We start from the raw sequence: 24,558 nt of genomic DNA on the forward strand, positions 1-24,558 counted from the left end.
AGGCCCGTACACCTGGAAGGATTGGCACCGTGAATGCCGACCGAGCAGCACACACTGTCATCGATTCGCCGATTGGCCCCCTGACGCTGGTGAGCGTCGACGGGGTGCTGAGCGGCATCTACATGGTCGAACACCGGCATCAGCCGAATCCCGCGACGTTCGGCGACCGCGACACCGCAGGGTTCGACGAGGCAACCACCCAGCTCGCCGAATACTTCGACGGCCGGCGGACCGACTTCACCGTCCCGCTCGCTGCGCGGGGCACCCCGTTCCAGAAACGAGTGTGGGACGCTCTGCGCACCATCCCGTACGGCGACACCTGGACGTACGGTCAGCTGGCCGATTCCCTCGGCACTCCGACCGCGGTTCGCGCGGTGGCGGCGGCGAACGGCAGGAATCCGATCAGCATCATCATCCCGTGTCACCGGGTGATCGGGAGCAACGGCAGCCTGACGGGGTATGCGGGCGGTCTCGACCGCAAACGGTTCCTGCTCGAACGCGAAGCGGAACGGGCGGGGCTCCGGCTGAGCCGATGACGCTGAAGCCGTTCGAAGACGTCGTGGCCGAGCACGGCCGGACTGTCCTGCGGGTCTGCCGGGCCGTGGTCGGTCCGGTGGACGCCGAGGACGCCTGGTCGGAGACGTTCATCGCCGCGATGCGCGCGTACCCCGACCTGGGTCCGGAGAGCAACGTCGAGGCGTGGCTGGTGACGATCGCGCACCGGAAGGCGCTCGACCACATCCGTGCGCGCGACCGGAGGCCCGTCCCCACCGACGAACTGCCGGAGCAGACGACCGACCGCGGACTTCCCGGCGGCCACGACCCGGAGTTGTGGAAGGCGGTCGGTGCCCTGCCGATGAAGCAGCGGGCGGCGGTGGCGTATCACTACCTGGCCGGGCTGCCGTACACCGAGATCGCGGTGATCCTGGGCAACTCCCCGGCCGCGTCGCGGCGGGCGGCCTCGGACGGCGTTGCGGCGCTACGCAAGACCCTCTCGATTTCTGTGAGTGGAGACATCACATGAACATGCCCGACATCGTCTACTCCCTGTACCCGTTGGACTCCCCGGTCGAGCAGAAACTGCGTGAGCGTCTCGCCGCCGCCGCCGCCGAAGCCGGGCTCCTCGACGTCGCGTACCGGACACTCGACACCCCGGTCGGTTCGCTGCTGCTCGCCGCCACCGATCGCGGGCTGGTGCGGGTCGCCTTCCCCAGCCAGGATCACGACGCCGTGCTGCAGACCCTCGCCGAGCAGATCAGTCCCCGGATCCTGCGCGCACCGGCCCGGCTCGACCGGGTCGCCCACGAGATCGACGAATACTTCCTCGGCAGGCGCACGAGCTTCGACGTCCCGCTGGACTTCCGGCTGTCCAAGGGATTCCGGCTCGAGGTGCTGCGCCATCTCCCCGACATCGACTACGGGCACACCGCCAGTTACGCGGCGGTCGCAGTCGCCGCGGGCAGTCCGAAAGCGGTGCGCGCGGTCGGCACCGCGTGTGCGCTGAATCCGCTGCCCGTCGTGGTGCCCTGCCACCGGGTGGTCCGCAGCGACGGCAGCATGGGCCAGTACGCCGGTGGGCCGGAGGCCAAGTCGATTCTGCTGACCTTGGAGGCGGCGGCATGACCACCGTGACGCAGCGCGTGAACGCTCTGAATTGGCCGACGCTGCACGCCGAGACCGACGCCGCGGGGTGCGCGCAATCGGAGCAGATCCTGACCGCCGAGGAATGCGGGCAGATCGCGGACATGTACGAGGAGGTCGACCGTTTCCGGTCCACCGTGGACATGGCCCGGCACCGCTTCGGCTCGGGACAGTACCGGTACTTCGACTATCCGTTACCGGAGGTCGTGGCCGAACTCCGCGCCGCCTTCTACCCGAAACTGCTTCCCGTGGCACGGGACTGGGCGGTCAAGCTGAGGCAGCCGTCGCCGTGGCCGGACACCCTGGACGAATGGCTGGACATGTGCCACGACGCCGGTCAGAAACGGGCGACGCCGATCCTGCTCAGCTACCGGGCGAACGACTGGAACGCGCTGCACCGCGACCTCTACGGCGACCTGGTGTTCCCGTTGCAGGTGGTGATCGGGCTCGACCGACCGGGGGTGGATCACGAGGGCGGCGAGTTCATGCTCGTCGAGCAGCGACCCCGCGCCCAGTCGCGAGGAACGGTGACGACGCTGCGGCAGGGTCACGCGCTGATCTTCACCACCCGGGACCGTCCCGTGCGCTCGACCCGCGGTTGGTCGACGGGGCCGGTACGGCACGGCGTCAGCACCATCAGACGCGGCACCCGCCGGACCCTCGGCCTGGTCCTGCACGACGCGGAGTGACCGTGATGTCCGCCTTGATACCCCGACCCCGGACCGTGGTGGCGCCCGGCGCCGTCCGCGTCCCCGACTGGCTCACGCCGGAGGAGCAACGCCACCTGGTGGCCGAATGCCGGCGCTGGGCCACCGCGCCGGTCCCGATGCGGGCCGCGCAACTGCCGACGGGACACCGCATGTCGGTGCAGACAGTGTGCCTCGGCTGGCACTGGAAGCCGTATTCTTACTCGCGCACCGCCGACGACGCGGGCGGTGGGCGCGTCGCGCCGCTACCCGACTGGCTGGTCGAACTCGGCCGGCGGGCGGTCGGCGACGCCTACGGGGAGCCCGCCGCCGGGTACACGCCCGATGCCGCGCTGATCAACTTCTACGACGACGCCGCGAAGATGGGCATGCACCAGGACAAGGAGGAACGATCCGATGCGCCCGTGGTGTCGTTGAGCATCGGCGACACGTGCACGTTCCGGTTCGGGAACACCGCCACCCGCACCAAGCCGTACACCGACGTCGAATTGCTGTCCGGCGACCTGTTCGTGTTCGGCGGCGAGTCGCGCTTCGCGTATCACGGAGTGCCGAAAGTGCTTCCCGGCACGAGTGATCCGGGCTGCGGGTTGACCACGGGGCGACTGAACATCACGCTGCGGGTGACGGGACTCGTGGACACATGAGAGTGCGACTGCCGTATCGGGGTCCGTTCACCCATGCGCCGCTGTGGGGTGCGCTCCGCGCGCACACCGTGTCCGGGCTCGAGCGGCACGACCCCGACGGAACTCACACCCGGGTGGTCGAGGGACCGCACGGGCCTGCGCTGGTGTCCGTTCTCGTGCGACCCGCCGACGGGTATGTCGAGGCGCGCGTGACGCCGGCGCACCACGACGACGTCGAGGCACTGACCGCCACGGTCCGGCGCTGGCTCGACCTCGACGTGGATCCGCTGCCGATCGACGCCGCGTTGAGCCGCCACCCGCAGCTTGCTCCGCTCGTGGCGCAACGGCCGGGACTGCGGCGCCTGGGGAGCGTGGACGGGTTCGAGACGGCGGTCCTGACCGTTCTCGGACAACAGGTTTCGCTGGCCGCTGCCCGGACGTTCGGCAGCCGGCTCGTGGCCGCGTACGGCCTTCCGGTCCACGACGGGTTCTTCGCGTTCCCCGAACCGGAGACGCTGGCGGCGCTCGCACCCGAACAGTTCCGCTCGACCCTCGGTCTCACCGGGGCCCGGGCCCGGACGGTGCTCGCGCTCGCCGAGGCCGCGTCGAACGGACTGCGCCTCGGCGCGGACACCGACCCGGCCGAGTTCCGGGCCGGTCTGCTCGCGCTGCCCGGCATCGGTCCGTGGACGGCGGACTATCTGACGGTGCGGGTACTGGGCGACCCGGACGCGTTCACACCCGACGACCTCGTCCTCAAACGGGCGCTGGGGGTGAAGACCGGCAGGCAGGCAGCAGAACTCGCCGAGGCGTGGCGGCCCTGGCGGGCGTACGCCCTGTTCCACCTGTGGACGGCTGAGGCGTATTAGTCCTTGGCCTTCGCCAGCGCCGACGGCCACCAGATCTTCTTGCCGATGTCGTGGGAGAGCGCTGGGACGAGAATGCTGCGCACGACGATCGTGTCGAGCAGCACGCCGAACGCGACCGCGAACCCGACCTCGGCGAGGAACACCAGCGGTAGCACACCGAGGACCGCGAACGTCGCGGCGAGCACGACACCGGCCGACGTGATGACCCCACCGGTCACCGCCAGACCGCGCAGCACACCGGATTTGGTGCCGTGTTCCTCGGTTTCCTCGCGGACCCGCGTCATCAGGAAGATGTTGTAGTCGATGCCGAGGGCCACCAGGAACACGAACGCGAACAGCGGGAACGCGGGATCCGCGTTCGCGAAATGGAAGACGTGGGTGAAGAAGAGCCCGCACACCCCGAGCGTGGCCGCGAACGACAGGACCACGGTGGCGATGAGGATGATCGGCGTGAGCAGCGCGCGGAGTAGGAGGGACAGCACGACGAAGATGACGACAAGAACGATCGGGATGATCAGGTTCCGGTCGTGCACCGACGCCGTCTGCACGTCGAGAGTGGTTGCCGTGCTGCCACCGACGAGCGCGTCGGCGCCGGGCACTGCGTGCGCCGCGTCCCGCAGTCGTTTCACCGTCTCGAGAGCTTCCGGCGAATCGTACGAGTCGGCGAGGGTCACGTTGACGACCATTCGCCCGTCGATCGGTGCGGCGGTGAGGAAGTCGGGTGCGCACCCCTGTCCGGCCGCCGAAGCCACCGCCGCCGGGTTCGACTTGACGAGGGCGGACAGCTTCTCGACATCGACCTGCGGGCACACCGCGCCGGGATCCGTCGACACACCCTCCACGCCGCTCACGGCTGCGATGACCGCGTCCGTCTGATCGGCGTTGGTGACGATGACGGCGGGTGCGCCGGCGCCCGGATCGAATTTGGAGTCGTACAACTCCTGGCCGACGACGGCGTCCGGCCGGTTGGTGAAGTTCTCCGAAGAGGACAGCCCGTCCGTCTTCAGGCTGCCGATACCGACCAGGAACAGCACGGCCAGCAGCACCGTCGTCCCGATCCAGAGGGAGCGGTCCTTGCTTCCGACCTGGGCGGCGATCTTGCCCCACAGACCGTGCGTGGTGAGGTCGGCGGCCTCGTCCACCTTCGGTTTCCGCGGCCAGAACACCCACCGTCCCGCCGCGGACAGCGCCACCGGCAGGAACGTCATCATCACGAGGTACGTGCACGCGATGCCGATCGCGGCGACCGGACCGAGGCTCTTGTTGGAGTTCAGTTCGGAAAACGTCAGGCACAGCAGACCGAGGATGACGGTGACCGCCGACGCCGTGATGGCAGGGGCGGATTCCTTCCAGGCCTTGATCATGGCGTCGAACCGGCTGGGATAGAAGTGCAGTTCTTCCCGATAGCGGGAGATCAGGAGTAGCGCATAGTCGGTGCCCGCCCCGATCACGAGGACGAACAGGATGCCCTGACTCTGCCCGGTGAGCGTGAGCACCTCGGCCTTGGCGAGGAAGTAGATGACCATCGACGCCAGGCCGAGCGCGAGCAGCGCCGAGAAGAGCGGGAAGAACCACAGCACCGGGGAGCGGTACACCACCAGCAGGATGAGGACCACCACGAGCAGGGCCGCGCCCAGCAGGGCGCCGTCGAGACCGGCGAACGCGTCGATGAACGCCACCAGCAGACCGCCGGGACCGGCGGGGAGCACCTCGAGCCCGGTGGCAGCGTCCTTCGCGGCGGTGAGGACGTTCTCCTCGGTGGCGGCGAGCACGTCACCGGCGACCGCCGTGCCGTCCTCCTTCGCGACGAGGGGAACGAAGATCGACGCCGTGGTGCCGTCCTCCGAGAACTGCGGCTGCGACATGCCTTCGGCGTCCACTCCGTCGACGGCCGCGATGGCGTCGTGCGCCTGAGCGACGGCCGCTTTGTCCTGATCGGTGAGCGGTGCGTCGCTGTGGAACAGCACGAAACCGGGGATCGTCTCGACGGTGAGGAACTGGGACGATTCGTTGGTGACGATCGTCGATTCGGCGGAACTCGACAGGTAGGCGGCGTTGTCGTTCTTCTGGACCTCGGTGAGCTTCCCCTGGAAGGTCCCCCCGAATCCGCCCGCGAAGAACGCGACGATCGCGATGGCCACGATGGTGAACGCGGGCCAGCGAAATCTGCGCGACTTCTCGCCGCTCGTGCTCGAGTCCGTCGAATCCAACTTCGTCATGGGTTCTCCTTCGCCGCCCCCGCCAGCAGTGCGTCCCAGTACACCATGCCGAGCGCACCCACGACACCGGAAACTTGCGCGGGTCAGGCCCCGTCGGAGGTTTCGGCGTAGCAGTCCCGCACCGCCACATCCATCGGAAACCGCACCCGCGTCTCGCCGAACAGCAACCGGGTGGCTACGTCGACGGCGCCCAGAACATGCCGCGTCGCGGACTCCGGATTCCGGGTGTGCACCATCACCTCGTCGTGCTGGAAGAAGACCAGTTCGCTGTCCGGTTCGTCGGCCAGGCGGCGTCGCAGATCGGCGAGCACGCACAGCGCCCACTCGGATGCCGTGGCCTGCACCACGAAGTTTCGGGTGAACCGGCCGCGGGACCGTGCATCGCCGTGGGACCAGAAGTCGGGTGACGGCGGCGGGCAGGCGCGGCCGAGCCACGAGTGCACGACCTCGCCGCGTTCACCGGCGCGGGCCGCCCTCTCCACGTATTCGACGGCGACGGGAAAGCGGGTGCGCAGCAGGGTGAGCAGGGAACGGGCCTCGCCGGCGGTGGCGCCGTACAGCACACCGAGGATCGCGACCTTGGCCTTGCCGCGGTCGCCGTCGAACGTCTCCGCCGCGACCGGTGCGTACAGGTCGTCGGCGCCCGCAGCGGCGACCATGCGGGTGTCACCCGACATGGCGGCCAGTATGCGGGGTTCGAGTTGGCCGGCGTCGGCGATGACGAACGTGTGACCCGGGTCGGCGATCACGCTCGACCGCAGCGGTTTCGGAATCTGCAGTGCGCCGCCGCCGCGGCTCGCCCAGCGGCCGGACACCACGCCGCCGGGGACATAGACCGGGCGGAACCGGTCGTCGCGGACCCAGCTCTCCAGCCACTGCCAACCGTTCGTGCTGAACAGCTTGGACAGATCCCGATGGTGCAGGAGGAGCGGGACGGCGGGGTGATCGACGTCGCGCAGCAGGTGTTTGCGGGTCGACGCGAGTTCGATGCCCTCGCGGCGAAAGGCGTCGACGACCTCGACGTGGGACGCCGGGTTGATGCGACGACCGAACGCCGCCCCGATCTCGACGGTGACGTCCTGGATGCGCTGCGGCAGGTCGTACCCGGCGGGACGGGGCCCGAGCGTCGTTTCGAGGAAGGCGCGGTGGGCGGCGGTGGAGAACGGCAGCCCGTCGAAACTCATCTCCGCGGCGGCCAGCGCTCCCGCGGACTCGGCGGCCACCAGCAGGTCGAGTTTCGCATCGTCACCGATCGTCTTCCGCTGTTCCGCGAAATCGGTGACCACCTGCGCCGGATCCGTGGCGGGTGCGGTGTCGAACAGACCGGGGCGTTCGTCGACGGGTTCGTCGGCCGGCGGCGCCGGAACGCCGTCGCGCATGCTGAGGACGGCATGGGTGAGTGCGAGGTCGTGGCAGCGCCGCACCCGCACCCCGGCCCGCAGCAGCGCCGGATAGACGGCGGCGGTACTCGTCCAGACCCAGCGGGGGTGCTCGGCTGCCTCGATGTCGCGGACCGCGGCCGCGCCGTCGGAGTGCCGCCGCGGCGACTCGACCGGAACCCCCTCTGCATCGGTGCGCACGGTCGTCGCGCCACCCTCGGCGCCGGGAACCATGACCACTCTCACGGGCCCAGTCTGCTCTGCGCCACCGACAGGCGATAATCCGCCGCCGGACGGCGGTGAATCCGCAGGTCGGCACTACACTGAACGCAGACGCTTCTCGCCGGAAGGAGGGGCATCCGATGGCAACCATCGAAGAGTTCGAGCAGACGGTGACCGACAAGGTGATCGCCGGACTGCACGACAGATTCGCCGACTACGAGCGCCGCGGAGTCGGACTCACCGAACTCGGCGACCCCGATCGGTTCGTCGAGCGGATCCTGGCGGCGGTGCCCGCCCCGCATCCCTGGTACGAACAGTTCGGTACGGCCTGGTCGTCCGCGCCCGCGTGACTCATGCCCCGGCCGCGTCCACGTCGGGTTCGGTCTGTGCCTTGTGGCGGCGGTGCAGACCCTTGCGGTCGTAGAACCGGGTGATGACGGCGCCGAAGACGAGGCCGATGAGCAGGCCGGCGAAAGTCATCCACACGGCGTGGATGAGGCCGGCGTCGCCCGATGCGCCGAAGAACATGATGGCGCGCACCCCGATGTAGATCTGGTGCATCGGCTCGAACTCACCGAGCCAGCTGTACAGCCGCGGCGCCGCCTCGAGCGGGATCGTGCCCCCGGACGAGGGGAGTGCGAGGACGACGAAGACCATCAGGTTGATGAGCAGGCCCAGGTTCCCGAACGCGGCCATCACGGACATCGCCGTGATCCCGACGGCGGCGATCGCGAACGCGCCGTACTCCCACAGCGCGAGCGGATCGGTGATCGGCAGCCCGAGGGCGGAAGTGATCCACAGGTACAGCCCGGACACGATCATCGCCAGCAGTACCATCACCGCCCACTTGATCAGCAGGGTGTTGAAACGGGAGATCGGGACCGCCTCGTTGTGCAGGTACAGCGGCCCGACCTCGGTCGGGGTGAATCCCAGCATGCCGTCGATCAGGGTGCTCGCGATGGTCGCACCGGTGAATCCCGCCAGGACGATCAGCAGCGCGTAGTAGAACGCCGCCAGGCCGAAACCGGTGCCGTCCGGCAGCGGGTTGTGGGCCACGACCCGCACGTCGATGGGGTCGTCGAGCACCAGCCGGCTGGCCCCCGACAGCTGGAGGCCGGGGGCCGTCGCCTGGAGTTGCTGCGTCACCTGGGTGGTGAGTTGCTCGCCCATCGTCTGGTTGGCCTTGTCCATCGCCATCTCGCCGATGTTCTGGACGAGGTTCGCACTGATCGTGCCGGCGCGGGGGTTCGTGTAGATGGTGATCACGGGTCGTTCGACGTCCCCGGGGATCACGCTCGCCTGGGCGAGGATGAGTGTGCGTTTCGTGAAGTCGCTCGGGATGACGATGGCGCCGTAGATCTCCCCGTTGTCCAGTGCGGACTGGGCCTGCGCGATCCCGATCTGCCGCAGTTCGATCTTGTTCGGATCGACGCCCTCGAGGAGGCCTGCGGCGATCTGGTTGCCGAAGTTCTGCTGCTGCGGCGGATCGGAGTTGGGCACCGTGTCGCCCTCGTCCTGATTGACGAGGGCGATGGGGAAGTGGTGGAGGTGCTCGGGGGGATTGAGCATGCCGCCCATGTACAACGCGGCGAGCAGGGACATGACGACGGAGACCAGGAGCACGGGAGCTATCCAGAACCGCGGTGTCCGCAGCACGCTCATCTTGCCGGTATCGCTGGTTTCGTGTGCCATGGCCCCTCGCGTCCTCCCGTGTCCGTGTCGCTCCCCGGATCGACCAGCCGGATCAAGAGTAGGCGGTGGGATCGCTCACTGCGCCGAAGTGACCTCGAACCAGGCGTCGAGCGTCGGCTCACCGACGAGGTCGACGAGATCGACCTGGACTCCGTCCGCGCGCCACCGTTCGACCAGCGCCATCACGCGCACGGAGTCCATTCCCTCGTCGAGGAGGTTCGCGTCGTCGTCGATGTCGGTGACCGGGACGTCGAGGACGTCGGCCACATCGGCGCGGATTCGGTCGCGGGTCGGAACTGTGCTGGGAGCGGAACTCACTGTCATCCTCCGGTGCGTCGGCCGGACCCCGGCGCGTTGAGCCGGTCCGACCACATGGGGTAGGTTGCTGGGTTAGTGAAGCCTAAGCATAGTTGCTCTCCGCGCGAACGGCGAAACGGAGAGCTGTTGCAACCGAATGTGAATGGAAGACAATGGCTGGATTATCGCGATACGCAATCGACTTGACGCCTCTCCGGACGAGTCGCGAGTTCCGATACATCTTCATCGCCCGCACGATCTCCATCTTCGGTCTGGGCCTGCTGCTGGTGGCGGTGCCGCTGCAGGTGTACGACATGACGAATTCCACACTGGCAGTGGGCGCGGCGAGCATCGTCGTGGGCTCCTCGGTGTTCATCGGCACCCTGTTCGGCGGCGTGATCGCCGACCGGTACGACCGCAGGCCGGTCATCTCGCTTGCACGGGCCACAGCAGGGGTTGCCTTCGCTATTCTCGCGGTCAACGCGTTCCTGCCCACGCCCCAGTTGTGGATCATCTACCTGTGCGGCGTGATCGAGGGCCTCGCAGGCGGCATCTCCGCGACCGCACTGATGGCGGTGATCCCGTCGCTGCTGCCCAAGGACAAGATGGCCGCCGCAGGTGCTCTGATGACCGTGATGGCCGATCTCGGGACGGTCGCGTCACCCGCCATCGGCGGTGTGATCATCGCGGCGACGTCCGTGGGCACCAACTACGTTCTCGCCGCAGTGTCCTCGGGGATCACCGCGTACTGCATCGCCAGGCTGCCGTCGCTGCCGCCGCCGGTCAAGAACACCGAGAGTCCGCTGCGGTCGATCGCCAGCGGTTTCACCTACGCCGCCAAGGACTCCGTGGTCGGCGGGACGCTGTTGGTCGGCTTCTGCGCGATGATGCTGACCGGCTGGAACGTGCTGCTGCCCGCCTACGCGAGCCAGGTGCTGCACGCCGGGCCGGCCGCCACCGGGCTGCTCTACAGTGCTCCCGCCGTCGGCGCCCTCACCGGATCACTCACGAGCGGCTGGACGGGAACCGCGCGGCGCGGGGGCCTGATCGTGTTTCTCGCGGCCATGATCGCGTCGGCCGGGCTGATCGGCGTCGGCGCCGTCCCGATGATCGCAGTCACGTTCCTCGGTCTCGCCGCGCACGGTTTCGGGCGCGTGCTCGGCGACATCCTCCGGTACGCGGTCATCCAGACCGAGACGCCCGAGGAGTACCGCGGACGCGTCGCCGGTGTGTGGGGCGCCCAGATCTCCACCGGCTCGGCTGCCGGAGCGCTCGTCGCGGGCGCCGTCGGCGCCGCGGTGGGCCCGCGGGAGGCGTTCCTCCTCTACGGAACCGGCGGCATCGTGGTGCTGGCGGTTCTCGCGGTGGCGTTGAAGGGACTGCGCACCTACAGCAGTGCCGCTGCCGAAGAGGACGACCTCTCGGCAGCGGCACAGTGACGCGCTCAGGTGGGAACTAGCTGGCCTGAGCGTTGTTCGCGGCCTGCGACAGCTGCGGGAGCAGCTTGTCGAGCAGCCACGGCACGCTGAGCACGTTCGGCGAGCTCGACGCGAACACCAGCGGCGGATCGGTCAGACCCACGTAGGCGTTGTCGCGCACGGCCTTCACCCTGGCGAACAGCGGGTTCGACTGGACCTCGTTCTGCAGTTCGGGCGAGAGGTACCAGGCGAGCAGCACATCCGGGTTGTACGTCGGCAGCAATTCCATGCTGACCGGAGCGGCGAACTTGGTCTGGTCACTGCTCTCACGCAACTTCTGGGCGAGCGGGTCGACCGTGAATCCGAGGCTTGCCAGCATCTTCAGGCGAGGATCGGTGTCGAAGTAGAAGTTGTACGACCCCGGCTCGGTGCCGCTGCCGAAGGCCACCGTCTTCCCGGCGAACTCGGGGTGCTGCGACTTCGCCTGCGCCAGGGTGTCCTGCGTCTGCGTCACCAGCGCCTCGGCCTGTGCCGACCGGCCGAGGGCCTTGCCGACCGTGGTGATCTGGTCTTCCCAGCTGGTCGCCCAGCGACGCTCCGGGTACGCCACGGTGGGGGCGATCGCCGACAGCTTGTCGAACTGCTCCTGGTTCACACCGGAGTGCACGGCCAGGATCACGTCGGGGTCGAGTGCCGCGATCTGCTCGTACGGCATCTCCTTGCTCGACGCCGTCAGCAACGCGGGTTCCGCGTTCGGGTCGAGCTCTTCGAGCTTCGCACGCGACCACGGCAGCAGGCCGTCGTCGGTTCCGGTGTCCGACTTCATGTTCTGGACGGCGACGGGCACGACGCCGAGCGACAGTGCCGCGTCCTCGCTGCCCCAGCCGAGCGTGACGACGCGTTCCGGTGCCTCCGGGATCTCGGCGGTGCCGAGCGCCGACGGAATCGACACGGGAAAGGCCGACGCGTCGGCCTGTCCGGTGGCGGATCGCGCCGCGTCGGTCGAGTCGGACGTCGACTCGCTGCAGGCACCCGCGAACAACGCGGTTGCCGCCATCATCACGATTCCGGCTCTACGCCAGTATCTTCCGGACGTTTTCATCGATCTCCCTGTTCTTTGTTGATGGGGTTCATGGGCGAGCCGAACGAGGCGAGCGCCTCGTTCACGACGGAACCGACTTCGCCGATCCACCGCGGCTGAGTCATGTCCTTGTGCTCGCAGTCGAGGTCGTGGTTGACGATGGTCCCGGTCAGGTAGGGCCGCCACAAGTCGTACGTCGCCGCGGTCGCAGGATTCCTGGCCGCGGTGAAGAAGAGCATGTCGGAGTCCACGACGATCTGTGAGGGTTCGGATTCGAGGCGCACGGCGTTCGCGAAGTTGTCGATCATCGCGGCCGGTGTGTGCTCGTTGATCCCGGCGAGGGCACTGCCCTCGCCGCGCAAGATGTCGATCACGTGCTGCCGGTCGAGGCCACCGCCGCGGTGCGGCTCGGTGTCGGAGGCGAGCAGCGGTTCGGGGTCGTAGCCGACCATGTAGAGCAGCGCGGCGAGCGCGTCCTGCTCCGTCGGCATCGAGGCCCACGCGTCCGACGGGAAGGAGTCGAGCATGACGAGCATGCCGAGTTCCTCGCCCTGGTTCTGCAGCGCGCCCGCGATGGCGTGCGCGACGACGCCGCCCAGCGACCATCCGAGGAGGTGGTACGGGCCCGTCGGCTGCACGGTCCGCATGTGCTCGATGTATTCGGCGGCCATGTCCTCGAGCGTTTCCGGCGGCCGCTTGGACGTCGACAGGTTGGAGGCCTGCACGCCGTACAGCGGGTAGTCGTCGTCGATGTGCCGCAGCAGGCCTGAATAGCCCCAGCTGATTCCGCCGGCGGGGTGGAAGCAGAACACCGGCGCCTTGGATCCCTCGGTGCGGAACGGAAGCAGGACGGCGAGTGCGTCGGCGTCGTGATCGTCGTCGAGACGGCCCGCCAGCTGGGCCACGGTCGGCGCCGCGAACAGCGAGGCCACCGTCGCGGTGACGGACAGCCGCTTCGAGATCGCGCTCATCAACCCGGCCGCCATCAGCGAGTGGCCACCGAGGTCGAAGAAGCTGTCGTCGATGCCGACCCGCTCGATGCCGAGGGCCTCCGCGAACAATTGGCACAGCACCTCTTCGCGGGCCGTGCGCGGCCCCCGCTCGGACACCTGCAGGGACAGGTGCGGAACGGGGAGCGAAGACTGGTCCAGCTTGCCGTTCGGCAGGGTGGGGAACTCGTCGACGGCGATGAACGCCGCCGGGATCATGTAGTCCGGCAACCGGCTGGCGGCGCGGCGGTGCAACTGGTCGGGGTCGATCCGGCCACCCGGCACCGACGTGGCGTACGCGACCAGCCGCTGATCACCGGGCCGGTCCTCGCGGACCACGACGACGATGTGCTCGACGTCCGGGTCACCGGACAGCACGGCCTCGATCTCGTTGAGTTCGATACGGAATCCGCGCACCTTGACCTGCGAGTCGGCCCGGCCGGTGAAGTAGATCTGACCGTCCCGGCCCCACCACACCACATCCGACGTCCGGTACATGCGGCTGCCCGGCTCCGCGAACGGGTCGGCGATGAACCGTTCCGCCGTCTTGGGGCTCTGGTTGCGGTATCCGCGGGTGACGCTGTCGCCCGCGAGATACAGCTCGCCGGACACGCCCGGGGGTACCGGCCGCAGCGCGTGGTCCAGGACGTAGGCGTGCTTGCCCGGATCGACGACGCCGATGGGGACGGGACCTTCGTGTCCCGGTTCGACGAGGGCGAGGGTGGCGTTGACCGTGCACTCGGTGGGTCCGTACGCGTTGAACAGCCGGCGGCCGGGTGCGTACCGCTCGATCAGCTGCGGGGTGAGCTTCTCGGCGCCGAGCATCAGGTCGACGCCCTCCGGGATGGGATGCTCCGGCGGGAACGCGGCGGCGAAAGACGGTGGCACACCGACGAAGTTCACGTCGTATTCGTTGATGACCCGGGCGAGGGGCTCGCCGGGGATGCGGTCGGCGTCCGTCGCGACCACCAGCGTCCCGCCCGAGAGCACCCCCCACATGATCTGCCAGAACGCGAGGTCGAAGCTGATGGACGAGAAGTGCAGCGCACGCGTGGTGTGGTCCATGCCGATCACGTCCGACTGCAGCGACAGCAGGTCCGCGATGCCGAGGTGGGGGACGACCACGCCCTTGGGAACTCCCGTGGACCCGGACGTGTAGATGAGATACGCGGCGTCGTCGAGTTGCAGCGGCCTGGTGCGGTCGGCGTCCGTGGGGGTGCCGACCGGCTGGGTGTCGAGCAGCGCCTGCAGGTCCGGATCGTCCAGGTCGAGAACGGGCACGGCGGTGCCCAGCGGCGTGCGGTCGGGCACACCGACGGACGAGGTGAGAATCGCGATCGGGGCGCCGTCGGCGAGCATGTGCGCGATCCGGTCGGCCGGGTACGTGGGGTCGACGGGAAGATATGCGGCACCGCTCTTCAGCACGGCGAGGACACTGATGATCAGCTCGGCGGATCGGTCGAGGGCGAGCGCGACCACGTCGCCGGGGCCTGCGCCCCGCGAGATCAGCAGGTGGGCAATCCGGTTCGCGCGTTCGTCCAGCTGCCGGTAGGTGAGCGAGACGGCGGGCCGCACGCTCGATCCGACGACGAGGGCCTCGGCGTCGGGGGTGCGGGCCACCTGCTCCGAGAAGTACTCGTCGAACGTGCGGGCGGGAATGGAGTGCTCCGAGTGCGACCATTCGCCGAGCACCCGCTCCCGCTCCTGCGGGGTCAGGACGTCGAGCAAACCGATCCGCTGCTCGTGATTCGCGACGAGGCGCTCGATCACCACGGCGAGTCGGTCGGCGAGGGATTCGACCGTTGCGACGTCGAAGAGTTCGGTGGAGTACTCGAACGTGACGTCGACGCCGCCGCTCTCCGGACGTTCCTGGAAGCGGAGCGCCAGATCGAATTTCGCGGACGTCGCGTCGAGCATCCGCACGGCCGCGGTCGTTCCGTCGAATTGCTCCGCCGCGGCGTCCTGCTTCCAGTGCGAGAGCATCACCTGGAACAGGGGGTGGCGGGCCGACGACCGTGGGGGATTGACCAGTTCCACGATGCGGTTGAACGGTACGTCGGCGTGGTCGACGGCGTCGAGGTCGACAGCCCGGACCCGGTCCAGCAACTGGTCGAACGTCGGGTCGCCCGAGACGTCGGTCCGCAGCACCACTGTGTTGATGAAGCAGCCCACCATCGCGTCGAGGTCGGGGTGACTACGACCCGCGACGGGCACCCCGAGGGCGATGTCCTCCCCGGCGCCGAGCCTTTCGAGGAGTACGGCCACCGCGGCATGGACGATCATGAAGAAGCTCGCGCGCCGCTCGGCGGCCAGCGCATCGACGGCCGCGTGCAGCGACGGCGACAGCGTGCGGTGCACGCTCGCGCCGCGATTGGTGGGCAGGGCAGGTCTCGGGCGGTCGGTGCGCCAGCCCAGTTCGAGCGGCAGCCCGGCGAGTTGCTCACGCCAGTAGTCGAGCTGGCCGGTCAGCAGCGGGGTCGCGTCGTCGCCGGCGCCGATGCGTTCGCGCTGCCACACGGCGACGTCCGGGTACTGCAGCGGCAGCGGCGTGAACTCCGGTGCCCGTCCGGCGCGGCGGGCGTTGTACGCGAACGCGAGATCGTCCAGCAGCTTCGACTGCGACCATTCGTCGCCGATGATGTGGTGCATCAACAGGACCAGCGTGTGCTGCGGTTCGTACAGCACCGCGCGCAGCGGCGGCTGGTCGGTGAGTCCGAGCCCCACCGTCGTCATCGCCGCGATGTGCCCCTCGATGTTGCCGACGTTGTCGACGCGTTCGAGCCGGACCTTCGCGTGTGCCGCGGGAAGCACGACCTGGTGGGGCATGGAGTCGACGAGGGGGAACACCGTCCGCAACGACTGATGCCGGGTCACGACGTCCGCGAGCGCCGCGGACAGCGCATCCGGTTCGAGGCCGTCCCCGAAATCGACCGCCAGTGCCAGCAGGTACGTTCCGCCACCGGCCGCGCTGTCGAGGAACCACAGGCGTTCCTGCGCGGGGGACAACGGCACCGGCGTGCCCTCGGGGAGGTCCCGCGGGGACGGCCTGCCGGCCTGCACCCGCTCGCCGGCGTCCTCCAGTTGCGCGGCGACGGCGGCCACGGTCGGGTTCTCGAAAACCGTCGCGACCCGCAGCGGCACACCGAGTTCCGCGGTGATCGCGGACACGAGGGCGGCGGCGAGGAGGGAGTTTCCGCCGAGCGCGAAGAAGTCGTCGTGGACGCCGACCTGCTCGGCGCCGAGGATCGACGTGAACAGCGGGAGGATCCGGGCTTCGGTGTCGGTCCGCGGTGTGTCGACGGACTGTCCGAGCCAACGAGGGGCGGGCAGCGCGTCCTTGTCGACCTTGCCGTTGTGGGTCAACGGCAACCGGTCGAGCAGCACCAGCGCGGACGGCGTCATGTACCCGGGCAGCGTGCGGACGAGGTGTGCCCGCACGTCCTCCTCGACCGTGTCGGGCGTGCTGCCCGGCCGGGGAACGACATATCCGACGATCCGCTGGTCGCCGCCGGCCTGCTCGTGCACCGTCGCGACCGCCGCCTGCACGTCGGGAACCGCGGTCATCGTGGCGGTGATCTCGCCGAGTTCGACACGGTAGCCGCGCAATTGGATCTGGTCGTCGATCCGGCCGTGGTAGTGGAGGGCACCGGTCGCGTCGTACCGGGCGAGATCGCCGGTCCGGTACATGCGCGTCCCACTGGAGGCGAACGGGTCGGCGACGAACCGCGCCGACGTCAGGTCGGGACGCCCGAGGTAGCCGGGGGACAGTCCGGGCCCGGAGACGTAGATTTCGCCGGTGACGCCGGGCGGCACCGGGCGCAGTCCCGGCCCGAGAACGTAGGTGCACAGGTCGCCGAGCGGCGCCCCGATGTCCACGACGTCGGCGCCGGTGACCTTCGTGGCGGTGACGTGGACGGTGGTCTCGGTGATGCCGTACATGTTGATCAGGGTCGTTTCCGCACCCGGACCCGAGGCGGTGAACCAGGCGCGCAGGACGGCCGGATCGAGGGCCTCACCGCCGAACACGACGTACCGCAGCCGCAGTCGGTCGAACGAGTCCGCGCGGACGAGAGCGTCGACGAGATGCCCGAACGCGGACGGCGTCTGGTTCAGGACGGTGACACCCTCGTCGAGGAGAAGGGCGGCGAGGTCGGCCGGTGACGTGAGGGTGGTCTCGTCGACCGTGACGAGGCGGCCGCCGTGCAGCAGTGCGCCCCAGATCTCCCACACGGAGAAATCGAACGCATACGAATGCAGCAGCGGCCAGCAGTCGTCCTCGGTGAACGTGAACCATTCCCGGGACACCTCGAACAGGCGCATCACGTTGCGGTGCGGAATCGGAACGCCCTTGGGCACACCGGTGGATCCGGATGTATAGATGATGTACGCGATGTCGTCGGCGCGCACCGGGTTTTCGAGTTCTCCGACGCCGGATTGCGGCGCGCCCTCCTCGACGCGGGGGAGGTCGCCGAGCAGATCGGCGGATCCGATTCCCAGCGTCGGCTGCGCGTCCCGCAGGATGAACCGGGCCCGCTCGGCCGGGGAGGACGGATCGATCGGCAGGTAGGTCGCGCCGCTGCGGAGAATCGCGAGGACGGCGACGATCAGATCGGTGCCGCGGGGGAGGCTGACGGCCACGACCGTGCCGCGTCCGGCACCGGCCGACATCAGCCGGCGCGCCAGGGCGGCGCTGCGCTCCGAGAGTTCCCGGTACGTCAGATCGTTCACCGCGACCCGGTGCGGGTGGGTGCGCACCTGCGCGAGGACGGCGGAGACGATGCTGTCGGGAAGTGCCGTTGCCGTGCCGGTCCGGTCGAGTCCGGCCGCCGACCGCCACAAGTGCAGTTCGTCCGGGGCGCAGACGTCCACGACCGCGACGGGTTCCGTTGCCACGGAGATGCTTCGGAGGTAGTGCGCGAAGCGGTGTGCGTGGTTCCGGATCTCGACGTCCGTGTAGACCTCGGGGTTTCCGGCCCATTCGAGCGTGAGTTCGTCGCCGGCGCCGGAGGCGGAGATCACCACGTCCTCCACCGGACCGGTGGCCAGTTGGTGCACCGACCCGGAGGTGGGGCCGAAAGCGATTCTGGCGGCGAACGGTTTGACGTTCACCACCGCTCCGCCGGTGACGCGGCTCCCGGCGTCCCGGACGCGCTGGAACGGCCGGGTGTCGGACAGTGCCGCGGCCACCCGGCCGGTCACGTCGGCGAACGTCGGTCGTGCGTGGAGGGGAATGCGGAGCGGCACGATGTTCGTGGCCGTCACGGGCGACGCCAGCTCGATTCCGTTGCGGGCCAGCACCGGAATGCGGAGCGTCACCTCCTCGGCGCCGGTGTGGGAGCCCAGGTACGCGGCGGCGGCTGCGTACACCGCCTCCGCCCACGTGGTCGCCTGCGTGGCGGCCGCGGCGCGCAGGCTCTGAGCGACGTCGGGGTCGATCGCGATCGTGTGCCGATGCGGATCGGGCACGGGTCTGCGTACCGTGTCACTGAATCCGACCGGACGCGAGGCGGCAGGCGGCGCGCCCTCGGGGGTCGCGGCGTCGAACTCGTGTGCCGCCCGGACATGCTCCCGCAGCGGCGGGAACTTCGCCGGTCGGGGCTCGGTGCCCGCGAGCCGGGCCGCGTACAGCGCCGCGGCACGGCGGGTGAGCAGTGAATACCCGTACGCGTCCAGCAATGCGTGCGGGGCGCGAAGGTACCAGATTGCACCGGATTCGGCCGTGATCAGTGCCGTGCGCACGAGGGGAGCGGTGTCGAAGTCGAGTGGTCGGCGCACGTCCTCGCACATCCACTCCACCGCCGCGGCCCGGTCGAGATCGAGGCGCTCGAGTTCGGGCGCGTGATGTCGATCGTGCACCTGGATCACGTCGGCCGAATCGGCGTCGGGCTCGGCCACGAAGCGGGTCGAGAGCACCTCGGCCTCCGCGATCACCGTGTGTATCGCCGCGGCGAGAGCGTCGAGGTCGACAGGGGCCGCGACCTCCACGTATTCGGCCGTCGTGAACGCCGACCGGGTCGGGTCCAGTTGGTGCCCGGCCCACAGTTCGCGCTGGGCGGCGGTCAAGCTGACGTCGGTGTCCGCCCCGGTCTGCAGGGTGGACGGCGACGATATCGAAAGGGACATCTAACAGGCGCTCCTGATGCTTTCGGCTTTCGGGCTTGGGGCTTTCGGGCTTTCAGCTGCTCGGCGTATCAGGTTAGCCTAACCACATAAACTGTGGTGATCCGACCGCCGCGGCTCAGCCGACTTCGAGCGGGGAGAGTGCGGTTACCAGTGCATCCGTGGTGGTCACCGAACCGCAGCGCTTCGCGGCATACGTGAGCGCCATGAGGTGCTCGTCACGGCTGAAATCCGCAGTCGCGTCGCACACCAGGAACGGCTGGACGTCCGCCATGAACGCCTCGGCGGCACTCAGCATGCAGCCCATGTGCGCGTAGACGCCCGTCACGATCAACTGGTCGCGGCCGTGATGGCCGAGCAACTGCCGGAGGTCGGTGCGCTGGAAGGCCGAATACCGCCATTTGGTCACCTGGATGTCGCCGTCGCGGGGGGCGAGCGGCTCGACCACCTCGGTGTCGCGACCCGACGTCAGTCCCGGGCCCCAGAAGTCGGCGAGGATTCCGCGACGCGACGGATGCTGGTCGCCGGGCTGCATCGTGTAGATCACGGGAATCCCGGCTTCCGAGCAGAGTTCGCGGATCCGGACCATGTTGGCCATCGCGGTCGACATCGGCTCCGCACGCACGTCGTACGCGTCGATGAAGTAGTTCTGCATGTCGTGGACCAGCAGTGCGGAGCGCCGGGGGTCGAGGCGCCAGGTCACCTTCGATTCGGGGACCTCGTGGATCTCCGGGATCGTGTAGGTCGAAATGGGTGGGATGGCCATATGGTTCCTCACTGTCGGTTCTGTTGATTTCTGGGCGTATTCCGCGCGAATCTCGGTGAACGACAGCGCTCCGCCCCACCACTCGCGCATTCGGTTAGGTTAGCCTTTGCAACCTGGCTTCTGCAATCGCCAGGTGTGCGGGTGTCCGGCGCACAGTAAGGTGACTGACCGGTGGGGGCCGGGCACTGGCCTCCCGCGCCGGATCCGCCGACCAGGAGAGATCGTTGACCAAGCTGCTGTTACTGCTGCTGATCGTTGTCGTGATCGTGGGCATCGTGCTGATCCTGCGGAATCGGTCCGGAAAGAACACGGCGCCTGCTGCCAGGGTCGATCCGCTCGCCGACTACCCGGAGGTCTACGACCCGTACAAGATCGGAGTCGGCGACATCATCACGTACGCCGGAATCGATCACGTCGTGCGCGGGACCATCACCCTCGACGAAGAGGGATACATCTGGCACGAACACCTCCTCGACGGGTCGACCGGCCAGCGATGGCTCACCGTCGAGAACGACGAGGGCAACCTCGACATGACGCTGTGGATGCGCCGCGAGGGCACGGGCCTCGAACCGGGCGGTGACGTGATCCTCGACGACGTCGTGCACCGGCAGATCGAGCGCGGCACCGCCTCGTTCACGGCGGAAGGCACCACCGGGACCGCACCCCAGGGCATCGTCGACTACGCCGACTACGCGACCGCTGACAAGACCGGCCTGCTGTCCTTCGAGCGCTGGGCGCGGACGCAGTCGTGGGAGGTCTCCACGGGCCGCGCCGTCACCCGGGGCGAGCTCACCGTGATCCATTCCGGTCCGCCGCAGTGACACTGCACGTCCTCGACATCGAATCCCGGGATGTGACGGCCGAGGCGCTCGGTCTCGTCGTGAACGCCGAAACGCCGCTTCCGCTGGCCGAACTCACCATCACCTACGGCGACGAGCGGGTGACCCTCGGCGTGCTCGGGGCGTCGCACGCGGTGACGGCGTCCGCGGCGGGCAGCCGGATCACCGAGCAGGTGTCGTGCGACGCGATCCGGGCAGGCGGCAGACCGCTCCCGGTGTCCGACAGCGCGGGCGGGTACCGATTCGACTCGACCACCGACATCGTCGACCGCGCCCGCCTCGAGCAGACCGCCGACTGGCTGCGGCGGCAGGCCACCGAGGTGGAGGGGTGGATCTGCGGGGCGTTTCCCGGAGATCACACCGCGCTGACCGCGCTCACGGCGACGCGTGAGCATTCCGGCGGATGGGCCTGGCAGACCTGGCATCTGTATCCGGTAGACAAGGGTGGGGTGATCGTGAAAACGCGAAGCAGGTGGCTGCCGTGAGCAGGTTCGGGACACGCGTGCGGCTCGCCCCGATGCTGCTCCTGGTGCTGGCCGCGACCGCGTGCGGCGGCGGGGTGCGCGACTACATCGCCGACACGTACGCCCTGCAGAACACCGCGGGCGACGCGAAGACGTACACGTCGAAAGACCCGGTGGGTACCACCGTCTCGTCGATCGTCGCGGAGGAGCCCCCGGCGGCTCGGAAGGCGGACGGCGGCAGCGAATACCTGCGCTACGACGACGACATCGTCACGGTCAGCGCCGCGCCGGGCGGCGGCAGCCTCGTGCGCGTCGAAGACATCGACGGACGCTACCGAAGCGGCGGGTTCGCCTATCTGGGGCCCGGTTTCCACCCCGGCTCACCGGCGGGCGGCGCCGGCGGCAGCGGCGGATCCGGCAGCGCGAAATGACAGAGACCACTCGACTCGGGAGAAGCGCGTGAATACCACCTACACGGCGGCAGCAACGGAAATCGGCAGCGTCGACGTCGGACTGCTCGCCGTCGGCATGCTCGGCACCCTGGCGTACTTCGTCATCGGCATCGCCGTCCTCGGCGTCGGCTTCGCCGTGCTCGACCTCGCCACCCCCGGCAATCTCCGGCACCAGGTGTACGTCGACAAGAACCCCAACGCGGCAATCCTCCTGGCGTCGAACCACCTTGCCCTCGCCGTCGTCGTGGTCACCGCGATCCTCACCAGTTCCGACGGATTCGCACAGGGACTCGCCGACTCCGCGGTCTACGGCCTCTTCGGGGTACTGCTGCAGGTCATCGCGCTGCGACTGATGAATGTGCTGCTGCCCGGCCAGTTGGTCGGACTGGTCGGGAACCCGCAGATGTGCGGTGCCGCCTGGGCGGTCGGTGCGAGCCTCTTCGCCATCGGCCTCGTGAACGCCGCCGCACTCACCTGATCTCGTGACGACCACAGCGGCAGAGCCGAATTCCTCCACCACCCGCGCTCTCAGTGGACGGTCCAGGGCGTTCCTGCTCGCCGCTGTGGCCGCGTGCGCCGCGTGCGGGTTGATCTACGAACTGGCCCTGCTGACGCTGTCGGTCAGCCTGACCGGCGGCGGGATCACCCAGACGTCGCTGATCGTCGCGGGTTTCGTGGCCGCACTCGGGGTCGGTGCCCTCGCCGCCAAACCGCTGCTGTCCACCGCGGCCGCGTCGTTCGTGGTCGTCGAGATCGTTCTCGGACTCGTCGGCGGGTTCAGCGCGGTGACCCTGTACGTGACGTTCACGTTCTTCGGTTCCAGCGCAATTATTCTGGTGCTCGCCACCGCGCTGATCGGTGTGCTCGTGGGCGCCGAGGTGCCGTTGCTGATGACGCTGCTGCAGTCGGGCCGCAGCGACACCGGCGCTGAGAGCACCGGAAAGGTGCTGGCAAACCTCAACGCCGCCGACTACGCGGGCGCCCTGGTCGGCGGCCTGCTGTGGCCGTTCGTCCTGCTGCCCGTCGCCGGGATGATCCGCGGCGCCGCGATCACCGGCATCATCAATCTCGTCGCCGCCGCGGTCGTGGCGCTGATCCTGCTGCGCTGGCAGCTGAGCCTGCGCACCCGGCTCCTCGCCGTCGTGGCGCTGCTCGTCGCCGCCGCGTGCATCGCCGTGCTGCTGGTCCGCGCCGACGGCATCGAGACCACGTCCCGGCAACGCCTCTACACCGATCCCGTCGTCGCCGCGGAAAGGTCGCAGTACCAGGAGATCGTCGTCACCGAACGCGGCGGAGACGTGCGGCTCTTCCTCGACGGCGACCTCCAGTTCTCCAGCGTCGACGAACACCGGTACACCGAATCGCTCGTGTACCCCGCGATCGCGGACGACCCCAAACGGGTACTGATCCTCGGCGGGGGCGACGGCCTCGCAGCCCGAGAGGTCCTGCGACTGCCGGGGGTCGAGGAGATCGTGCAGGTGGAACTCGACCCGGCGGTCATCGAACTCGCGAACACGCGACTGTCCGGGCTGAACCAGGGTGCTCTGCGGGATCCGCGCGTGCACGTGGTCCTGGACGACGCGTTCCGGTGGCTGCGGGACGCACCCGACTCGGGATTCGACGCCGTCATCGTGGACCTCCCCGACCCCGACACCCCGGCGCTCGGCCGCCTGTACTCCACCGAGTTCTACGGTCTCGCCGCCGCGGCCCTGAACCCCGGCGGACTGATGGTCGTGCAGTCGGGCAGTCCCTACTCGACGCCCGACGCGTTCTGGCGCACCACGTCGACCGTCGCGTCGGCGGGCCTGGCCGTCACGCCGTACCACGTGCTGGTGCCGAGCTTCGGGGACTGGGGGTACGTCCTCGCCCGGCGCGGCCCCGAACCGCCGGCGCTGCGCCTGCCCCGCGACGTCCCCGAACTCCACTTCCTCGACGAACCGACCCTCGCCGCGTCCGCGATCTTCCCGCGCGACCGTCCCCGCCGCGAACTCGAGCCCTCGACCCTCGACCGCCCGCGCATCGTCGAGGACATGCGGAAGGGCTATGAGCGCTGACGCGCCCGTGAGTACTTATTAACGTCGGGCGGTTAATAAGTACTCACGGGTGCGTCAGCGCAACTAGTTCATAGATATACTAAAAGCGGAGGTGGCGGGCGCTGGGCCTGCCACCGGCTCGCGATAGGGTTCCCCCATGACCGATGACGTAGCGCCGGTGCCTGTCGAGGTGCCCGAGAGCCTCGACTTCTGGTCGTTCATCGAACTGGCGAACAGGCGTCTGAGCACCGAATACGGTTCGACGCACGAACTCGCCACCCAGGTGCTCCTGACGTTGAACCGCGCGTCGAACGTGGTGACATACGACCTGGAGTCGTCGATCCACCGACCGCGCGGGCTGTCGTGGTCGGCGTTCCGGTTGATGTTCGTGACGTGGCTGGCGGGTCCGGTCGAGTCGAAGACCGCCGCCAAGCTCACCGGCATGAGTCGAGCCGCCGTGTCGAATCTGACGAAAACGCTGGTCAGTGGGGGTCTGATGGAGCGGTCCCCGGACGAGCGGGACGGCCGGTCGGTCCAGTTGTCGCTCACGGAGAAGGGGCGCAGCGAGATCGGCGAGATCTACCGTGAGCAGAACGAGCGCGAGCATGCGTGGGCGAGCGTCCTCACCGAGCCGGAGCAGCGCATTCTCGTCATGCTGCTCGACAAGCTGATCACCAACCGCAGTCAGTTCGACGTCCGCGGCCGCAACTGACCCTGCTGCGCCTCCCGGAAAATCTGTGCTTGCCA

The 24,558-nt window shown here is 68.8% G+C and carries 21 protein-coding genes; 14 read left to right on the top strand and 7 right to left on the bottom strand.

All coding sequences use genetic code 11. The annotated features are described in order from the left end of the window. The first annotated feature begins 29 nt into the window (after nucleotides 1-29). From CJ179_RS17810 to CJ179_RS17835, 6 genes are read left to right on the top strand one after another with little or no spacing between them, the layout of a single operon-like run. A complete protein-coding gene (locus CJ179_RS17810) occupies nucleotides 30-536 on the top strand; it encodes a methylated-DNA--[protein]-cysteine S-methyltransferase (RefSeq protein WP_072947739.1) in 507 nt (168 codons plus the stop codon). Continuing rightward, the gene (locus CJ179_RS17815; protein WP_095862399.1) at nucleotides 533-1,024 is read left to right on the top strand and encodes an RNA polymerase sigma factor; all 492 of its coding nucleotides are present in this window, start codon (nucleotides 533-535) and stop codon (nucleotides 1,022-1,024) included. The genes CJ179_RS17810 and CJ179_RS17815 overlap by 4 nt, the downstream gene beginning before the upstream one ends. After that, nucleotides 1,021-1,623 (top strand): methylated-DNA--[protein]-cysteine S-methyltransferase, encoded by a 603-nt coding sequence (locus CJ179_RS17820; protein WP_095862400.1) that lies wholly within the window; start codon nucleotides 1,021-1,023, stop codon nucleotides 1,621-1,623. Before CJ179_RS17815 ends, CJ179_RS17820 begins: the two co-directional genes overlap by 4 nt. Further along, nucleotides 1,620-2,330 (top strand): 2OG-Fe(II) oxygenase, encoded by a 711-nt coding sequence (locus CJ179_RS17825; RefSeq protein ID WP_095862401.1) that lies wholly within the window; start codon nucleotides 1,620-1,622, stop codon nucleotides 2,328-2,330. The genes CJ179_RS17820 and CJ179_RS17825 overlap by 4 nt, the downstream gene beginning before the upstream one ends. A 5-nt stretch (nucleotides 2,331-2,335) precedes the next feature. After that, a complete protein-coding gene (locus tag CJ179_RS17830; RefSeq protein ID WP_095862729.1) occupies nucleotides 2,336-2,992 on the top strand; it encodes an alpha-ketoglutarate-dependent dioxygenase AlkB in 657 nt (218 codons plus the stop codon). Then, the gene (locus CJ179_RS17835) at nucleotides 2,989-3,840 is read left to right on the top strand and encodes a DNA-3-methyladenine glycosylase (protein WP_072947749.1); all 852 of its coding nucleotides are present in this window, start codon (nucleotides 2,989-2,991) and stop codon (nucleotides 3,838-3,840) included. The genes CJ179_RS17830 and CJ179_RS17835 overlap by 4 nt, the downstream gene beginning before the upstream one ends. Here the strand turns inward: CJ179_RS17835 and CJ179_RS17840 are convergent. Then, complete coding sequence (locus tag CJ179_RS17840; RefSeq protein WP_095862402.1) at nucleotides 3,837-6,059, bottom strand: MMPL family transporter; 2,223 nt, start codon at nucleotides 6,057-6,059, stop codon at nucleotides 3,837-3,839. The two genes, CJ179_RS17835 and CJ179_RS17840, sit on opposite strands and share 4 nt — an antisense overlap. 83 nt (nucleotides 6,060-6,142) lie before the next feature. Next, the gene (locus tag CJ179_RS17845; protein ID WP_095862403.1) at nucleotides 6,143-7,684 is read right to left on the bottom strand and encodes a bifunctional 3'-5' exonuclease/DNA polymerase; all 1,542 of its coding nucleotides are present in this window, start codon (nucleotides 7,682-7,684) and stop codon (nucleotides 6,143-6,145) included. A 116-nt stretch (nucleotides 7,685-7,800) separates the two neighbouring features. Between CJ179_RS17845 and CJ179_RS17850 the strand changes: the two genes are divergently transcribed. Beyond that, complete coding sequence (locus tag CJ179_RS17850) at nucleotides 7,801-8,010, top strand: hypothetical protein (protein ID WP_072947758.1); 210 nt, start codon at nucleotides 7,801-7,803, stop codon at nucleotides 8,008-8,010. Nucleotide 8,011: 1 nt separating this feature from the next. On the opposite strand, the gene CJ179_RS17855 is transcribed toward CJ179_RS17850, so the two are convergent. Together CJ179_RS17855 and CJ179_RS17860 are read right to left on the bottom strand one after the other, a co-directional pair. After that, the gene (locus CJ179_RS17855) at nucleotides 8,012-9,352 is read right to left on the bottom strand and encodes a YhgE/Pip domain-containing protein (protein WP_095862404.1); all 1,341 of its coding nucleotides are present in this window, start codon (nucleotides 9,350-9,352) and stop codon (nucleotides 8,012-8,014) included. Nucleotides 9,353-9,427: 75 nt separating this feature from the next. Next, nucleotides 9,428-9,676: a phosphopantetheine-binding protein gene (locus tag CJ179_RS17860; RefSeq protein WP_072947763.1), complete on the bottom strand. Its 249-nt coding sequence runs from the start codon at nucleotides 9,674-9,676 to the stop codon at nucleotides 9,428-9,430. Nucleotides 9,677-9,822: 146 nt separating this feature from the next. Between CJ179_RS17860 and entS the strand changes: the two genes are divergently transcribed. Next, nucleotides 9,823-11,088, top strand: coding sequence for an enterobactin transporter EntS (gene entS, locus CJ179_RS17865; RefSeq protein ID WP_095862405.1), 1,266 nt, complete (start codon nucleotides 9,823-9,825; stop codon nucleotides 11,086-11,088). Nucleotides 11,089-11,104: 16 nt separating this feature from the next. On the opposite strand, the gene CJ179_RS17870 is transcribed toward entS, so the two are convergent. The 3 genes from CJ179_RS17870 to CJ179_RS17880 all read right to left on the bottom strand — a co-directional run bounded on the left by CJ179_RS17870 (nucleotide 11,105) and on the right by CJ179_RS17880 (nucleotide 20,023). Then, nucleotides 11,105-12,169, bottom strand: a complete 1,065-nt coding sequence (locus tag CJ179_RS17870; RefSeq protein WP_095862406.1) for an iron-siderophore ABC transporter substrate-binding protein — start codon at nucleotides 12,167-12,169, stop codon at nucleotides 11,105-11,107. Then, the gene (locus CJ179_RS17875; RefSeq protein ID WP_095862407.1) at nucleotides 12,166-19,260 is read right to left on the bottom strand and encodes a non-ribosomal peptide synthetase; all 7,095 of its coding nucleotides are present in this window, start codon (nucleotides 19,258-19,260) and stop codon (nucleotides 12,166-12,168) included. The genes CJ179_RS17870 and CJ179_RS17875 overlap by 4 nt, the downstream gene beginning before the upstream one ends. Nucleotides 19,261-19,375: 115 nt before the next feature. Further along, nucleotides 19,376-20,023, bottom strand: coding sequence for an isochorismatase family protein (locus CJ179_RS17880; protein WP_072947774.1), 648 nt, complete (start codon nucleotides 20,021-20,023; stop codon nucleotides 19,376-19,378). Nucleotides 20,024-20,247: 224 nt separating this feature from the next. Between CJ179_RS17880 and CJ179_RS17885 the strand changes: the two genes are divergently transcribed. The 6 genes from CJ179_RS17885 (at nucleotide 20,248) to CJ179_RS17910 (ending at nucleotide 24,523) form a co-directional block, all read left to right on the top strand. After that, on the top strand, nucleotides 20,248-20,844 hold the full coding sequence (locus tag CJ179_RS17885; protein ID WP_072947777.1) for a DUF4178 domain-containing protein: 597 nt from the start codon (nucleotides 20,248-20,250) through the stop codon (nucleotides 20,842-20,844). Further along, entirely contained in the window at nucleotides 20,841-21,347 is a 507-nt protein-coding gene (locus tag CJ179_RS17890) for a DUF2617 family protein (protein WP_072947780.1), read from the top strand. Before CJ179_RS17885 ends, CJ179_RS17890 begins: the two co-directional genes overlap by 4 nt. Next, nucleotides 21,335-21,757 (top strand): DUF4247 domain-containing protein, encoded by a 423-nt coding sequence (locus CJ179_RS17895; RefSeq protein WP_072947783.1) that lies wholly within the window; start codon nucleotides 21,335-21,337, stop codon nucleotides 21,755-21,757. The genes CJ179_RS17890 and CJ179_RS17895 overlap by 13 nt, the downstream gene beginning before the upstream one ends. A 28-nt stretch (nucleotides 21,758-21,785) precedes the next feature. Further along, the gene (locus tag CJ179_RS17900; RefSeq protein WP_072947786.1) at nucleotides 21,786-22,256 is read left to right on the top strand and encodes a DUF350 domain-containing protein; all 471 of its coding nucleotides are present in this window, start codon (nucleotides 21,786-21,788) and stop codon (nucleotides 22,254-22,256) included. 4 nt (nucleotides 22,257-22,260) lie between these two features. Beyond that, nucleotides 22,261-23,832, top strand: a complete 1,572-nt coding sequence (locus CJ179_RS17905; RefSeq protein ID WP_072947789.1) for a polyamine aminopropyltransferase — start codon at nucleotides 22,261-22,263, stop codon at nucleotides 23,830-23,832. 136 nt (nucleotides 23,833-23,968) lie between these two features. After that, the gene (locus tag CJ179_RS17910) at nucleotides 23,969-24,523 is read left to right on the top strand and encodes a MarR family winged helix-turn-helix transcriptional regulator (RefSeq protein WP_072947791.1); all 555 of its coding nucleotides are present in this window, start codon (nucleotides 23,969-23,971) and stop codon (nucleotides 24,521-24,523) included. Nucleotides 24,524-24,558: the final 35 nt, after the last annotated feature.

This window comes from Rhodococcus sp. ACS1, assembly GCF_002300155.1.
In the GTDB taxonomy this organism is placed as follows: Bacteria; Actinomycetota; Actinomycetes; order Mycobacteriales; family Mycobacteriaceae; genus Rhodococcus_F; species Rhodococcus_F koreensis.

Bases quoted from the DNA above. Each gene is read 5' to 3' on its own strand.
- CJ179_RS17815 (WP_095862399.1), top strand. From the start codon at position 533: ATGACGCTGAAGCCGTTCGAAGACGTCGTGGCCGAGCACGGCCGGACT.
- CJ179_RS17820 (WP_095862400.1), top strand. From the start codon at position 1,021: ATGAACATGCCCGACATCGTCTACTCCCTGTACCCGTTGGACTCCCCG.
- CJ179_RS17825 (WP_095862401.1), top strand. From the start codon at position 1,620: ATGACCACCGTGACGCAGCGCGTGAACGCTCTGAATTGGCCGACGCTG.
- CJ179_RS17830 (WP_095862729.1), top strand. From the start codon at position 2,336: ATGTCCGCCTTGATACCCCGACCCCGGACCGTGGTGGCGCCCGGCGCC.
- CJ179_RS17835 (WP_072947749.1), top strand. From the start codon at position 2,989: ATGAGAGTGCGACTGCCGTATCGGGGTCCGTTCACCCATGCGCCGCTG.
- CJ179_RS17840 (WP_095862402.1), bottom strand. From the start codon at position 6,059: ATGACGAAGTTGGATTCGACGGACTCGAGCACGAGCGGCGAGAAGTCG.
- CJ179_RS17850 (WP_072947758.1), top strand. From the start codon at position 7,801: ATGGCAACCATCGAAGAGTTCGAGCAGACGGTGACCGACAAGGTGATC.
- CJ179_RS17855 (WP_095862404.1), bottom strand. From the start codon at position 9,352: ATGGCACACGAAACCAGCGATACCGGCAAGATGAGCGTGCTGCGGACA.
- CJ179_RS17860 (WP_072947763.1), bottom strand. From the start codon at position 9,676: ATGACAGTGAGTTCCGCTCCCAGCACAGTTCCGACCCGCGACCGAATC.
- entS (WP_095862405.1), top strand. From the start codon at position 9,823: ATGGCTGGATTATCGCGATACGCAATCGACTTGACGCCTCTCCGGACG.
- CJ179_RS17870 (WP_095862406.1), bottom strand. From the start codon at position 12,169: ATGAAAACGTCCGGAAGATACTGGCGTAGAGCCGGAATCGTGATGATG.
- CJ179_RS17875 (WP_095862407.1), bottom strand. From the start codon at position 19,260: ATGTCCCTTTCGATATCGTCGCCGTCCACCCTGCAGACCGGGGCGGAC.
- CJ179_RS17880 (WP_072947774.1), bottom strand. From the start codon at position 20,023: ATGGCCATCCCACCCATTTCGACCTACACGATCCCGGAGATCCACGAG.
- CJ179_RS17910 (WP_072947791.1), top strand. From the start codon at position 23,969: ATGACCGATGACGTAGCGCCGGTGCCTGTCGAGGTGCCCGAGAGCCTC.